This window comes from Bowmanella dokdonensis (genome assembly GCF_017254865.1).
GTDB classification, from domain to species: domain Bacteria; phylum Pseudomonadota; class Gammaproteobacteria; order Enterobacterales; family Alteromonadaceae; genus Bowmanella; species Bowmanella dokdonensis.
Genome location: NZ_JAFKCV010000009.1, coordinates 114,913 through 129,038, shown reverse-complemented (window position 1 = coordinate 129,038; position 14,126 = coordinate 114,913). Strand labels below are relative to the sequence as shown.

Annotated in this window: 12 protein-coding genes; 6 read left to right on the top strand and 6 right to left on the bottom strand. The window is 55.3% G+C overall.

The window, feature by feature from the left end; genetic code table 11:
• The first annotated feature begins 130 nt into the window (after window positions 1-130).
• The 3 genes from tolC to J0A66_RS15420 all read left to right on the top strand — a co-directional run bounded on the left by tolC (window position 131) and on the right by J0A66_RS15420 (window position 3,710).
• On the top strand, window positions 131-1,435 hold the full coding sequence (tolC, locus tag J0A66_RS15430; RefSeq protein ID WP_206574737.1) for an outer membrane channel protein TolC: 1,305 nt from the start codon (window positions 131-133) through the stop codon (window positions 1,433-1,435).
• A 191-nt stretch (window positions 1,436-1,626) separates the two neighbouring features.
• On the top strand, window positions 1,627-2,670 hold the full coding sequence (locus J0A66_RS15425; protein ID WP_206574736.1) for a LacI family DNA-binding transcriptional regulator: 1,044 nt from the start codon (window positions 1,627-1,629) through the stop codon (window positions 2,668-2,670).
• Window positions 2,667-3,710: an MBL fold metallo-hydrolase gene (locus tag J0A66_RS15420; RefSeq protein ID WP_206574735.1), complete on the top strand. Its 1,044-nt coding sequence runs from the start codon at window positions 2,667-2,669 to the stop codon at window positions 3,708-3,710. Before J0A66_RS15425 ends, J0A66_RS15420 begins: the two co-directional genes overlap by 4 nt.
• A 38-nt stretch (window positions 3,711-3,748) precedes the next feature.
• Here J0A66_RS15420 and J0A66_RS15415 read toward each other — a convergent pair whose 3' ends face one another.
• On the bottom strand, window positions 3,749-4,159 hold the full coding sequence (locus J0A66_RS15415) for a PH domain-containing protein (RefSeq protein WP_338143903.1): 411 nt from the start codon (window positions 4,157-4,159) through the stop codon (window positions 3,749-3,751).
• A 147-nt stretch (window positions 4,160-4,306) separates the two neighbouring features.
• Window positions 4,307-4,795 carry an FKBP-type peptidyl-prolyl cis-trans isomerase gene (locus J0A66_RS15410; protein ID WP_206574733.1) on the bottom strand — a complete coding sequence of 163 codons (489 nt, stop codon included), beginning with the start codon at window positions 4,793-4,795 and terminating at the stop codon, window positions 4,307-4,309.
• 186 nt (window positions 4,796-4,981) lie between these two features.
• Between J0A66_RS15410 and J0A66_RS15405 the strand changes: the two genes are divergently transcribed.
• The 3 genes from J0A66_RS15405 to J0A66_RS15395 are packed head-to-tail and all read left to right on the top strand — an operon-like array spanning window position 4,982 to window position 9,149.
• Window positions 4,982-5,650 carry a hypothetical protein gene (locus J0A66_RS15405; RefSeq protein ID WP_206574732.1) on the top strand — a complete coding sequence of 223 codons (669 nt, stop codon included), beginning with the start codon at window positions 4,982-4,984 and terminating at the stop codon, window positions 5,648-5,650.
• A gap of 29 nt (window positions 5,651-5,679) precedes the next feature.
• Window positions 5,680-7,539, top strand: a complete 1,860-nt coding sequence (locus J0A66_RS15400; RefSeq protein WP_206574731.1) for a TIGR00341 family protein — start codon at window positions 5,680-5,682, stop codon at window positions 7,537-7,539.
• Window positions 7,540-7,553: 14 nt separating this feature from the next.
• Window positions 7,554-9,149 (top strand): L-lactate permease, encoded by a 1,596-nt coding sequence (locus J0A66_RS15395; RefSeq protein WP_206574730.1) that lies wholly within the window; start codon window positions 7,554-7,556, stop codon window positions 9,147-9,149.
• 60 nt (window positions 9,150-9,209) lie between these two features.
• Here J0A66_RS15395 and J0A66_RS15390 read toward each other — a convergent pair whose 3' ends face one another.
• From J0A66_RS15390 to J0A66_RS15375, 4 genes are all read right to left on the bottom strand, one after another.
• Window positions 9,210-9,605: a DUF3718 domain-containing protein gene (locus J0A66_RS15390; protein WP_206574729.1), complete on the bottom strand. Its 396-nt coding sequence runs from the start codon at window positions 9,603-9,605 to the stop codon at window positions 9,210-9,212.
• A 251-nt stretch (window positions 9,606-9,856) separates the two neighbouring features.
• Window positions 9,857-11,557: an alpha-amylase family glycosyl hydrolase gene (locus tag J0A66_RS15385; protein ID WP_206574728.1), complete on the bottom strand. Its 1,701-nt coding sequence runs from the start codon at window positions 11,555-11,557 to the stop codon at window positions 9,857-9,859.
• Window positions 11,558-13,060: an MFS transporter gene (locus tag J0A66_RS15380; RefSeq protein WP_439098875.1), complete on the bottom strand. Its 1,503-nt coding sequence runs from the start codon at window positions 13,058-13,060 to the stop codon at window positions 11,558-11,560.
• A gap of 199 nt (window positions 13,061-13,259) precedes the next feature.
• The gene (locus J0A66_RS15375) at window positions 13,260-14,120 is read right to left on the bottom strand and encodes an alpha/beta hydrolase (protein WP_206574727.1); all 861 of its coding nucleotides are present in this window, start codon (window positions 14,118-14,120) and stop codon (window positions 13,260-13,262) included.
• Between the last annotated feature and the right edge of the window lie 6 nt (window positions 14,121-14,126).

Genomic DNA, 14,126 nt, shown 5'->3' with positions numbered 1-14,126 from the left:
AATTAATATTCTGTTACACTTGGACACTCGGTGTTACCCTAAATAGGTTACAGTTAGCGCTTGATTTACTTAGACTTTGCCGTACTGGATAAGACCAAATAATCGGTACATTCTTTTGTTAGGAACACACATGAAAAAATCACTTCTGTCTTTGCTTGTGGGTTTTAGCGTGACCACACAAGCCTTTGCAGATGATCTCTACCAGGTATATCAACAAGCCCTGCAGAAAGATCCTGTTCTCCTGGCCGCCAAGGCCCGTCGTGATGCTGCGCATTCTTCCATTGGCCTGAGCCGCGCCAGCCTGCTGCCGCAAATCGACCTGTCGCTGGGTGCTGAGTTTGGCCGGGGCGATGGCCCTGACACCGATTCCAACAACGCCACCTTGTCCCTGAGTCAATCCATCTATGATCACAGCTACTGGCAGCAACTGGACCGGGCCGAACTGGTGGCCACCCAGGCCGATGCCAACTATGCCCTTACCTACCAGAGCCTGATCGTACGAACTGCCAGCGCCTATTTTACCGTATTGCAGGCCCTGGATGACCTGGAGTTTGCCCAGGCAGAAAAACGTGCCATCGAGCGGCAGTTGGAGCAGACCAAACAACGTTTTGCCGTGGGTCTGACGGCCATTACCGATGTGCATGAGGCCCAGTCACTGTATGACAATGCGGTAGCCCGTGAAATTACCGCCCAGAATGACGTTGAAATCAGCCGTGAAGCCCTGCGCGAAATCACCGGCCAGTACCACAGCAATCTGGCCGTATTGAATACTCAAAGCTTCAGCACCAATCCACCCTCTCCTGCCAATGTTGAGGGCTGGTTGAAAATTGCCGATGACCGCAATCTGGATCTGACCATTGCCAAACTGGGCGTTGATATCGCCAGGGAAGATATTGAGATTGCCAAGGCCGGTCATTATCCCACCGCCGGGCTGAGTGCCAGTCTGTCCTCATCAGATGTGGAAGAAGACGGTATCAGCATGGATGACAGGATTAATACCAGCAGCATAGGTATCAGCATCAATGTGCCTATTTATTCCGGTGGCTTTACCAGTGCCAATACCGAGGTGGCCCGCAACACCTTTATCGCCACCAGTGAGGAACGCGAGCAGGTATACCGGGGCGTGGTACGCAGCGTGCGGTCCAACTACTACGATGTCACTGCCTTTATTTCACGCATCAAGGCCCTGGAGCAGGCTGTGGTGTCTGCCGAAAGCGCTCTGAAAGCCACCGAAGCCGGTTTTGAGGTGGGCACCCGAACCATAGTGGACGTGCTCAACAGCACCAGTAACCTCTATGATGCCAGACGCAACCTGTCCATCACCCGTTATCAGTACATCCTGAGCAATCTGAACCTGGAACTGGCAGCCGGCACACTGGATGAGGAAGATATTCAGGGCATCAATCGTGGCCTGAAACCTCCCGCCACTTCCTGATTTTTGGTCACTTCAAAGCCCCTGCTCCAGGGGCTTTTTACATTTTACAATAAACAAATCTGACTGCCCCCTCAGCCTGAGGCGGGGCGGAAAGTGAAGTATCCGTAGCATTTCCCAATCCCGCCAAGCTGGTGTATAAACGATACAATTCGTTGTTCCTAGGCCTGCCATCCCACTGGCGGGGAGATGTGATGAAAGATAAGGCGACCTCCTTCGATATTGCCCACCTGGCCGGCGTATCGCAATCCACTGTGTCCAGGGCCTTGCGCAACAGTCCCCTGGTTAATCAGGAAACCCGCGACAAGGTGCAGGCCATTGCCCGTGAGCTAAATTACAAGGTGGACAAGAATGCCAGCAGTCTGCGCCAGCAACACAGCCGCACCATCGCCCTGCTGCTGTTCGAGGATCCCACCTCCGACGATTCCATGATTAATCCGTTTTTTCTCTCCATGCTCGGCAGTATCACCAAAGCCTGCGCCCAGGAGGGCTACGACCTGCTGGTTTCCTTTCAGCAGTTTAGTGACGACTGGCACGCAGACTATGAGGACACCAACAAGGCTGATGGCATTATTCTGCTGGGTTATGGCGATTATGTGGACTATCAGGACAAACTGACCAAACTGGAGCAGCAGCAGACGCACTTTGTACGCTGGGGTGCCGTGGACAATGAACATCCTGGCCTGTCCATCGGCTGTGACAACTTTCAGGGGGGATACAAGATCACCCAGCATCTTATTCGTCATGGTCGCAAACATTTTGCCTTTATCGGCGGTGCCGACAGTCACTGCCCGGAGTTTTTTGAACGCTTTAAAGGAATGAGCCATGCCTTGCAACAGGCAGGCGCCGGCAAACCGCCGATACAGATCGATGCCATAACCAAGGAAGACTCGGGTTACCAGGCGGCAACCGAGCTGCTCAGCCGCAATGCTCCCCTCGACGCCATTGTCTGCGCCAGCGATTTGATTGCCATTGGCGTCATGCACGCCTTGCATGACAGCGGCAAGCGGATTCCGGAGGATATTGCGGTGGTGGGCTATGACAATATCCTGGCCGCCAGCTTTACCAACCCCCCCCTGACCACAGTGCATCAAAACACTAAGCTGGCCGGGGAAATGCTGGTCAAAACGCTGGTCAGGATGATTCAGGGGGAGCCCCAACAGGCAGGATTATTACCGGCTGAGCTGGTGATTAGACAATCCTGTGGACGTAAACATGATCAGGACGTCAGCGCATGAAAAAAACGGCCTGGGTGGGACTCGCTTTTCTGTTGATTGGCCCGGCAGCGCTGGCTATCGACATACAAGCTGTAAGTGAAGGGGTCTGGGCTGCTGTGCAACCCGCCCACCGGGCTTCCAATGACAGCAATTCGCTGATAGTAGAAGGGGACACCGGTGTACTGGTGGTGGACAGCCAGGAGAGCAGCGCCGATGTGAAGGAGATCATCCGCTTTATCGGCACCCAGATCGGCAAGCCCGTGGTATACCTGGTCAACACCCACTGGCATGGGGATCATACCCAGGGCAATCATCTCTATCGCCAGGCTTACGGGGACACACTGACCATTATCGGTCACAGTACCCACAGGGAAGATGTGCCCAACCGGGCAGAGAAGCGCATCAGGGAACAAGTGGCCTCCCTGCAGGCGGAATTGCCGGCTGCCTGGCAACGACTGGAGCAGGGGATCAAACGAGACGGCACGGCCATGACCGACCAGGAAAAGCAGACCTTCAGGGATGAACTGCACAGGTATACGGCCTGGGTGGAAGAGCATCAGGGGTTTACTTTTACCCTGGCTGATCATTTTCTGGATTCCCCCCTGGCTATCGAGGAGGCCGGCTTCAATGTTGAAATTCTGCCGGTAAGCGGGCACACCCGCGGCGATTTACTGGTCTACCTGCCTAAACAGGAAATTATCGCCAGCGGCGACATGCTCGATACCCTGCCTTACGCCGGGCACGGCTATCCAAGAAAGTGGCTGGTCAATTTGCAGTCCTTCGACAGCCGGGCTGTTTCTGTGTGGCTGCCGGGCCATGGCGAGATTGCCCGGGATCGCCTCTTACTGGAAAACGTACGCTTCTACCTCAATAACCTGGTGGAACAGGTGAGCCTTTATCTGGATGAGCCCATGCATGTGATCCAGCAAAAGGTCGACCTTTCCGCCAGTCGCCAACGATTGACCGGCGGTGACGCAGGCCGCCAGAGATTTTTCGACCAGGTTCAGAAGGAGGCAGTGGAGCGTGCCTATCTGGAGCTGACCGAATCAGCCTCCCACTGAACAGGCCTTCCTGGCAGCACTGCCCTCTTCCTGTTTACTCATTGATCGGCTACTTCGCTGCCACCGCCGGTCTCCTGCGAGGTCAATTCGTAGCGACCATGCATGCGCAGCGTCAGTTCCTGAATAAATTTTTTTCGATTTCGTGGCGAAATCAGCACCTTGCCCTGCTGACTTTCAATTTCCAGTCGGCGAAGCGACAGCGCAGGGGAAGCCGCCGGGGCATTACTCGGATTGATCTTGCGGATCGCCCGGTAAGGGATCTCCATGCGCAGCAGACCACAACGGATAAACAACTGGTCCTGCAGCAGGCAGTAATAGCAGGGGAAGAGATAGCGTAGAATGAAAGCGGCCCTGATCAGGCCCAACAGGACTGCAGTGGCGCCGATCCAGGCGGACTGGGGCAGAAAATAGAGGCCGATCAGGACGGCAAGGGCCGGACCGGCCAGCACGGATGGCAAAAGCCCTTTGTCCGTCCGCGATGGATAAAGGGAGAGTGGCGTTTTCAATTATGACGGCCCCGTGAAATACAATGGCATTATGACGCTATCGGAGCATGAGGTTCAAGGCGCCGGGCACAGTCAGCGCCCGGCCTGTCATCAATGATGGTGACCGCCCTCGCCATGGGCGTGTCCATGCTCCATTTCCTCCTGCGTGGCGGCCCTGACATCCATGACTTCCAGTTCAAATGTCAACGTCTTGCCGGCCAGAGGATGATTAAGATCCACCGTGGCCATAAACTTGCCCACCTTCTTTATCAGTACCTGCCGCTGACCATGTTCAGTATGCACCAACGCCAGCATACCAGGCTTCCACTTATCCGCACCGGAAAGATGTTTAAGGGATACCCGCTGTTCAGCCCCCTCCTGATATTCACCATAGGCGTCTTTGGGATCCAGGGTCACAGACAGGGTGTCACCGCTTTGCTTCCCGGCCATGGCCTCTTCCAGGGCAGGCATGATATTACCATGGCCATGCAGGTAGGCTACGGGATGTCCCTCATCGTCCCGACTGCTGTCGACCACGTCGCCACTTTGTTCTTTGACCTGATAATGAAATTGTACGACTGCGTTTTCGCTGATTTGCATGGATAGTTTCTCTGTAGATTCCAGTTGGCGGGAAATTACCACAAGTCATTTATCCGTGCCGCAAAATCTTCGCAGCATGACCCCCTCCTGATACTGTCCCTCGTCGTGCCCCCACATAAGGTAAGTCGTGGATCACAGAATTTTTGCCTCTCAACTTTTGCACCAGTAATAGTTGGGAGGGGTATTATGCTAGGCTTCATTGAAAATTCCGCTACCGGTGCACTGTCCATGCAAAGACTCTGTAAGCCTCTGGCTTTTCTGCTGATAATTTTAAGTAACGGCTTACAGGCCCATGACTACCATGGGGTTCACGGCATGGTAATATTCACCGGACAACAAGCCCTGTATGCCTCCCACTTGCCTCTTTACCATCCTCCCCATGATTACCAGATTCTCTATCGCATTCGTCTGGTCGGAACCGACCCCAAGCAGGTACAGAGTAAACTGGCCACTCACAGTTTGCTTACACTCAAGCCCACCCCCTTCGATCTGAATCGCCTGATCCGTAAGGAATCGTTCAGTCAGACGGCGACACTCTATGATGGACATTTTGAAAGGGACGGCGAGCCGCTGGGCGAGGTTACTGTACATTTCGAACAGGCGCTGTTGGTGGAAAGGCTGGATCCATCAATCGGCCAGCAGAACCAGTATATGGTGGTCAGTCAGGATGAGGACCATTTTTTGTTGCACCGGATCGCCTCCCGACCCAGCTTTGACCATATTGTTTATTTGGCCGCGCCCCTCAAAGAGCCCCCTCAGCTTACAGATGGCAGTGCGGAGACTGTTCGGCAACAATTAGTCAGACAATTACCCGACAGTCAGCAACTGTACTGGGAAACCACAGATTTCAAATAGTCATTTTGTCCATTATTCCAGGAATTCCAATGAACCAAGCTTTTCTGCTTCACGACGGCACCCTGAATCTGGATCCACTGCTGGAGGCTTTCCCGGACCTGCATGCACTGAGATTTGGCCAGGATCCCCTGCCAGACAATGCCGCCAGGGTTCTGGTCTATCTGAACGACGAAAACATCAAGCAGGTATGGGCAGAGGTACAAAGCAGGGACTGGGAGCTGGGACTGCTGCCTCATCCTGAGAGCAAATATGCCGCCAGGGCGTTTTCAGCACCGGGAGGCAAAATTCCTGAATTGATCGCCCAGTTACTGGAGGCCAAACCCGTGGCCATCGACAGCCTGAGTTGCAACGGCACACCGGTATTCTCCAGCATTATCATCGGCGAACTGCTGGTATTCAATCTCAAGGATACCTCCCATGCACTGTCCCGCTGGCATGCCCTGACCACCATGGTGGCCAGGTTTCGTCAATTGCAATTGCATGCCTATGAACTGATGACAGCCACCGAACAACGCCTGCAGGTGGCGCTGCTGGGCATGATGCTGATGGAACAGAACCACAAGCCCATGTTTGGCCGGGGGCTGCAGGACATTCTGGACGCCGGTGACCGGCGCCTTTCCCTGGTCGCAGTGGCACCGCGCAGCGTCACCGCATTTTTGTGGTTGCTGTTAAAGTTCCTGTTCAGTGGCAGATTCAGCAGCCGAAACCTGCCGGACAGTATCGGCGTATTAAGAACACAAAAGCTGACCATCGCCAGTGGCAAAGGCATCAACTATCAGTTGGACGGTATAGCCCTGGGCGCCAAATCCCTGCAGTGTGAAGTACAGGAAAAGTCCGTTCGCATGCTGCAATTGCAGAATCGGGAACGGGGAAACACAGATATCCGCAAAGATCAGATAAGAATGGCCCATCTCCCCTGTGGCTCGGCAGTGATGGAGTTGGCCGACAAGCCCCTGCCCATGTTCCACCATGCCTCGGAGGATGAATTCCGCGAACTGTTCCGGAGTCTGCGGGAAAACGCCATCGCATCACCGGCATTCCTTATGCTGATGGTGCTTAGCGTGCTGCTGGCCGTTACCGGCCTGTTCGCCAACTCGGCGCCTGTGATCATCGGCGCCATGATCCTTGCGCCGTTGATGTCGCCCATTATTTCCCTGGCCATGGGCCTTGCCCGTGCCGATACAGGCCTGGTGCAGAGTGCCAGCAAAACCCTGCTGGGCGGCGTGTCGCTGGCACTGCTCTGCGCCATCCTGGCCACATGGATGATTCCACTCACCACCCTGACCAGTGAAATGCAATCCAGAATGACTCCCACCCTGCTGGACCTGGGGGTGGCGGTCATTTCGGGCATCGCCGGGGCCTATGCCAATGCCAAGGAGGAAGTGGCAAGGAGTCTTGCCGGCGTGGCTATCGCAGTGGCGCTGGTTCCACCGTTGTCTGTGGTGGGAATAGGGTTGGGCTGGGGCGATCTGGCCATGGCAGGCGGGGCCATGCTGTTGTTCACCACCAACCTGGTTGGCATTGCCCTGTCTGCCGCTCTGACGTTTCTGGTGCTGGGGTTTGCGCCTTTTCATCTCGCACGTAAAGGCATGGGGGTCTCACTGGGTTTTCTGGCCATTATCGCCATTCCCCTGTTCCTGTCATTTGACGACCTGGTGGAAAAAAGCCGTATCTACAGGGTACTGCCCCAGGGCAAGGTGCAGTTGCTGGAACAGGAAGTGGAACTGACGCCATTGGATGTGACCCTTGGCCAGTCTCCCAGAATCAGCTACAAACTGGTTTCGCCCACGCAGTTGAACGATCGGCATCTGGATGCCCTGAAACAGATTATTCAGGATAAGATTGAAACCGAGGTTGAGCTGGAAGCCGAACTCAGATTGCGTCGTTAACACCGTTAGAGCTTATGGACGAACTGCAACTTCTCGCCGCCCTCACCCCGGTAATCAGTATTTTTCTGCTGTTGGTCATACTGCGTATGCCCGCTTCCCGGGCCATGCCCCTGAGTCTGGTGATGTGTGCCCTGAGCAGTTTTTATATCTGGAAGGTCGGCATCAGACAGATGGCGGCAGCCGTGCTTGAAGGCTGGATGATTGCCCTGTCCATCCTGTGGATAGTGTTCGGCGCCCTGCTTCTGCTCAATACCCTGAGACAAACCGGCGCCATGCAAACCATCAGAACCGGCTTTATGCGACTCTCCCCAGATCCCAGGGTGCAGGTGATCCTAATCGCCTGGCTATTTGGCAGTTTTCTTGAGGGAGCCGCAGGTTTTGGTACCCCGGCGGCAATCTGTGCACCCTTGCTGGTTGCCCTGGGCTTTCCTGCCCTGGCCGCAGTAGTCGTGGCGTTGGCAGCCAATTCTACCGCGGTGTCATTTGGCGCCGCCGGCACACCTGTCCTGGTCGGTCTGGCTCAGGGCTTGCCTGGCAGCACACATGAGACCCTTACCAGCGTTGCCCTAAAAGCAATCACTTTGGATTTGCTGATTGCCAGCCTGATCCCTTTAATTCTCTGTGTACTGCTGACCCTGTTCTTCGGTGACAGGCGTGATTGGCGTGCAGGCCTGGCCATGTGGCCTCTGGCTCTGGCCAGCGGCTTCAGCTTTACCGTACCAGCCTGGCTGGTGGCCTACTGGCTCGGGCCTGAATTTCCCTCCCTGCTGGGGTCCCTGACAGGTCTGATACTGATGACCTGGCTGGTAAAGCATCACCTGCTGTTGCCGGCCACGCCCTGGCGCTTTTCAGGCCAGACTCTGCCTGAGGAAGCGGCAGATATGCCTTCAATGAGTCTGTTGGCCGCCTGGTCACCCTATCTGCTCGCAGCCTTCTTACTCCTTATCAGCCGCCTGAGCAGTCTGCCATTCAGGGCCCTTTTGCAGTCCTGGTCGTTAAACTGGCCTGCTATTCTGGGCACGGATATCTCAGTGCAGCTACAACCGCTGTATTTACCCGGCACCCTGTTCATGCTGGCGGCCTTATCTGCCCTGTTCATGCAAAAGGCCAGGATGACTGAACTATGGCGGGCCGGGTGCAACAGCCTGCAAACTCTCAAGGCGGCAACGCTGTCGCTGGCAGCGGCGGTGCCCATGGTACGGCTTTTTCTGCACTCTGGTGAAAACCAGGCGGACCTGGCCAGTATGCCGGTAGCCCTTTCCCAATGGCTGGCAGCGATGCTGGCCGACTCCTGGTATCTGGTTGCCACCTTTGTCGGAGCACTGGGCTCCTTTATCGCAGGTTCTGCCACTTTCTCCAATATGATGTTTGCCTCCGTGCAACAGTCGGTAGCCATGCAGGCAGGTCTTGACGAACAGTGGGTGCTGGCACTGCAGATGATCGGGGCCAATGCCGGTAACATGATTTGTGTGGTGAATGTGGTGGCAGCCGCAAGTGTGGTCAAGCTGCAGGGACAGGAAGGCAGGATTATCCGCTATACCCTCTGGCCGATGCTCTATTACTGTCTTGCTGCAGGATTGATGGTGTCCTTGTTATACCAACCGGACTAATCTGCAGCAGATAGTAAAACGCCCGGCAAAGCCGGGCGTTTTATCGGATTATTACTCTGTTTAGTCGATACGAGCCAGCAGTTCCTGGCCGATGGGGCTGGCCATATGACCGTTGGCTTCTGCCCAGGCCTTAAGCGGCATACCGTCTTTCTCGGCGGCTTCCAGATCGGAGCGGCCCATTTTCTTGATCATGTAGGTGCCGGTCTCAACCGAACCATTTTCCATGGCGTAACGGATCAGGCTGTTGCCACCACAGGAGATACCACTGTAGTAGTCGCCCAGACGCAGGCGATAATCATCCTGTACACTACGCATTTTCTTACGCAGCTCTGATTTGTCGTCGTTCTTGACGATGGTGCAGATGTTCTGCAGGGCGTCATTGATATCCGCAAAGCTGGCGGGAGCGAAAGTAAAAGCAGATACCGCACCGAACAGGATTAAGGTAGATTTTTTCATGTTGTTTGCCTCTCTTTAGGTGTCTTGACGGTTAGTAGGCTAACAAATGAACAAATCCCTCTTACAGGCCCTGATTCAGTACCTGATTATACAAAACAATACCTAAAGACCGTTCCGGTATGCTTTTTAAATCCCTGTAGCTCAGAAAACAAGCGGCCTTCAGCGATTCGGGACGCCACAAGAAAAACCGGCCATACAGCCGGTTTTTCTCTCCATCCTGGGTAATAATCCCTTTCTGATCAGCTTGATAGCTATTTGTGCGCCATCAGCAAGCCAAGCTTGCGCTCCAGTTCTGCATGCTTAACCGGCCCCTCCCGGACCCATACCCTGATCCCGTGAGCCGGCACCTGATCCTCAAGATGCTGCCCCGGTTCCAATTCCTGGGTCTCACCACTTTGTGCTTCCTGCCAATGACCGGCCTGCAGATACTGGTCGATGGCAAAAGTGGTGGTTTCGTCACCTTTGTTCAGCAGCACCAGTGCCGTTTGCTCAATCCCCTGGTGCTGCAATACCCGGTAGAAAGCCGCCCGTTGGCCCTCCAACAGTACATTCACCTGCAGCCCCCGCTGCAGGGCCGGCAGTTGCTGTCGCAGCGCCGCGACACGGGCCAGATTCCGGCGGATAGGATGCTCTCTGGCCATTTCGATATTGTCCTGGCCATAGTAGTTACGGTTGCCCTGATGCTCCACCGTACCGCGCATATAGCCCATTTCAGATCCCATGTAGATAACCGGAATGCCCCGGCTGGTGAACAGCCAGTTGTGGGCATCGATAAACCCTTCATCGGTGGCATCCATCCTGGCCATATCATGGTTATCGTAAAAGGTGGTCAGCTCATAAGGGTTGGCATAGGGGCCGTGGGTGAGATGCAGATAGCCTTGCAGTTCGGCAAAACTGCTTGCCGGCTCGGAGAATACTTTGCTGATCGCCTGCTGACCGGGAAAATCCAGCACGCTGATGTTACCGTTTTTCTCCAGGGTATGCTGGGCGATAAAATTGGCGTTGTAGTCGTAGCTTTCACCGAACATAAAAAAGTCCGGATACCTGGCGCGGATCCTGTCACTGAAGGCTTTCCAAAAATGATGGGGGACATGCTTGATGGTATCGATACGAAATGCCGCCGCGCCCTGCTCAATCCAGTAACTGTAGGCATCGACAAAATAATCCAGTACTGCCGGATTGGTGTCGTCCAGATTGGACAATTGCATAATATCCGGCTGGGTATGGAAAAACTGGTGTAATGGATTGGCCGGATCCAGTTGTTCCGGCGCCATATTCTGGTGATCGGCGATCAGCTTCCCCTGCCGATCATATATCTCACCAAACTTGGGCTGGTCCAGCGGCATGCTGAACGACGGAGAGCCATGATTGGTGACAATATCCAGCACCGTCTTAATACCATATTGCTCTTTGAGGGCCCGGGTCAGTTCCCTGTAGTCCAGCCCCTCAGAAGGGTAGTGTTCGTCCACCTGAAAGAAATTCACTCCCCAGTAACCATGGTAACCGGTTTTCCCGCCGTCTTTGAAGGCACCGCCAAATTCGATAGGCTCACCACCGGCAAAGGCCTCATCGGGATTATCCACCACAGGCGTCATCCAGATAGCGGTGAAGCCCATCTCCCGGATAAAGCCGGCGTTGTCCAATACCCCTTTGAAGTCGCCACCCAGATAGCCCACATTGGCCTGACGGCCATCCCCGGCTACCAACGGCAGATCGAAGGTGGGATACTCGCCGCCCTGATCTTCATGGTTGTTCGAGGGATCCCCATCGACAAACCTGTCCGTCATCAGGAAATACACGGCTTCGGCGGCAAAGGGGTGGGTGGTGCCTACATATTCAGGCGTCGGTCCCGCAGTTTGAGACACCAGGGGTTGCGCCTGCTGCTGCACCTGCTGGCAGGACGCGAGGGCTAACAACACGGGCAGAAAGAGCGTTTTCAGGGAAGCGGCCATCTATACCTCCTGGATCTTAACGCGCAGCGTCATCAGCCCTGCGACTAGCATACTCACTCCGCCAATCACCAGTGCATAGACCGGCTGGCCGTCGAAGATGCGGGTGACGAAAAAGCCCAGGATACTGGCGGCCAGGATCTGCGGTATCACGATAAAGAAATTGAAGATCCCCATAAACACGCCCATTTTGGCAGTCGGCAGGGCATTGGACAAAATCGCATAGGGTACCGACAGGATGGATGCCCAGGCAAATCCGACCCCTACCATGGGCAACACCAACCAGGCGGGATCATCGATGTACAGGAATGAAATAAAGCCTAATCCCCCCAGGGCCAGGTTAAACAGGTGGGTGATGCGCAAATTGCTGAATTTGACCATCAGGGGGATGAGAATGGCGGCCAGGATGGACGTTCCGTTATATACGGAGAACAAAACCCCGACCCAGTCGGCGCCCTGATTATATAGCACCGAGCTGGTGTCGGTGGCACCGTAATGGTGGCTGGTCACCGCCGAGGTGGTATAGATCCACATGGCGAACAGGGGAAACCAGGAAAAAAACTGCACTACCGCCAGTTGGCGCATGGCAATGGGCATGCTGAACAGATCGTTGATGACCTGGGAAAAGCCGTTTGCGGTGCGCTCACGCGCCGCCAGCCAGCCGGCAACCAATTGTGCCAGCCCAAAGGCCAGCAGACCGCCGGCCAGTAAATAGAGGTTCTTATCCAGCCGTTCAATATTCTGATGAATCACAAAGCCCAGAATCGTCCCTATTGCCATCCAGGTCAGGCCGCCACGGTTATATTGCCCCGCACTTCGCGAAACGCTGCCGCGTAAAGCCCCCTCCCCTTGCGGTTGGCTGTCCTCAAAAGCGGCCAGTTGATCGGGAGAGTATTCCCGGGTGGACAGTACGGTCCACAACACCGCCAGAAAGAACACTGCACCACCGGCGTAAAAGGCCAGCCTGACAGACTCGGGAACCTGTCCGCTCGGCGCCACATTACTGATATCGAACCAGTTGGTCATCATCCAGGGCAGGGCCGAGGCCACCACAGCCCCAACCCCGATAAAAAAACTCTGCATGGCGTAACCCAGTGCCCGCTGGCGCCTGGGCAACATATCCCCGACAAAGGCGCGGAACGGCTCCATGGACACATTGATGGAGGCATCCATGATCCACAGCATGCCGGCAGCTATCCAAAGGGTGGGGGAATTGGGCATGATAAACAGGGCAAGGCTGGCCGCCAGAGCCCCCCAAAGGAAGAACGGCCGCCGCCGTCCCATCCGTCCCCAGGTTTTATCGCTCCAGTATCCTATGATTGGCTGAACGATAAGGCCGGTGATAGGCGCCGCCACCCACAGCAGGGCCATGTTGTTATAGTCTGCCCCCAGAGTCTGGAAAATCCGGCTGACATTGGCGTTTTGCAGGGCAAAACCAAATTGAATACCCATAAAGCCGAAGCACATGTTCCAGATCTGCCAGAAACTCAGGGCCGGCTTTTGCATCGGCAGGGCCGTCAGGGTCGGCTGATCCTCAAGGGGGGACGCACTTTTTACATTCTGCATGGCATTTTCTCTGACTGGACAATCACAGGGCGACAAACGGGCGCGGCTGATTGTAATCCAGTTGTTAATGGCGACAAGCCTGTGATGTTACAAAATCCCCGCCCTGCCCACGAGCGATTTAGCCCCATTACATACGTATTCAGTGTCCTGCTACTGGACTGCCATCCTGAGATTGCTCAAACAGCCAGAGGATGGCGGTCTTGAAGTGTCTGCGCCAGAACGCTTCATTGTGCTCACCCTGGGGATCCAGCAGGACTTTCATTTGTCCTGCGGCCCCTTTCTCCCCCAGAGTCCGGCTCATGGCCTGGAACTTGCCCACCATCTGTTCTCCTTCTTCGCCGCCCATCAACAGATACAACCTGGCATTCTCCGGTAGCGGGCGTGCCAGGGAGTAATCGAACAGGGACCCGTCCGCTATCCAGTAGGCCGGTGAGAAGATACCGGCCGCCCCGAAGGTTTGCGGATAGCGGTATATCAGATAGTGGGACATCAAGCCGCCCATGGAACTGCCCATCACAACCGTATTCGACCTGTCCGTCAGGGTCCGGTAGCGGCTGTCCACCCAGGGTTTAAGGTCGGCATGGACAAAGGCCGCATATGCCTCTCCCATGGCTTCTCCATATTCTTCAGGCAGCCAGGGGGTGAGCTCGTTGACGCGCTGTTCCCCGCCGTGGTCGATACCCACCACAATCAGCTCCAGGCCCTGGACCGCCAGCTCGTTCAGGGACTCGTCCACACCCCATTCACCCGCATAGGAGGTGGCATCGTCGAACAGATTCTGGCCGTCGTGCATATAGAGTACCGGGTAATGTTTATCGGTCTGGTCGTATCCCGGGGGCAGATAGATCCGCAGGGTCCGGGACTGCTCGATACCCGGGATCCAGATGGCCTGTTCAAGCACCTGCACATTGTCGGTGGCTGAGGGCATGCGGGGCGCTTCGGCCCGCTCACAACCGGATAACAACAGTACCGACAGGATTGCAATACAAGGTTTCAACATGGTCAG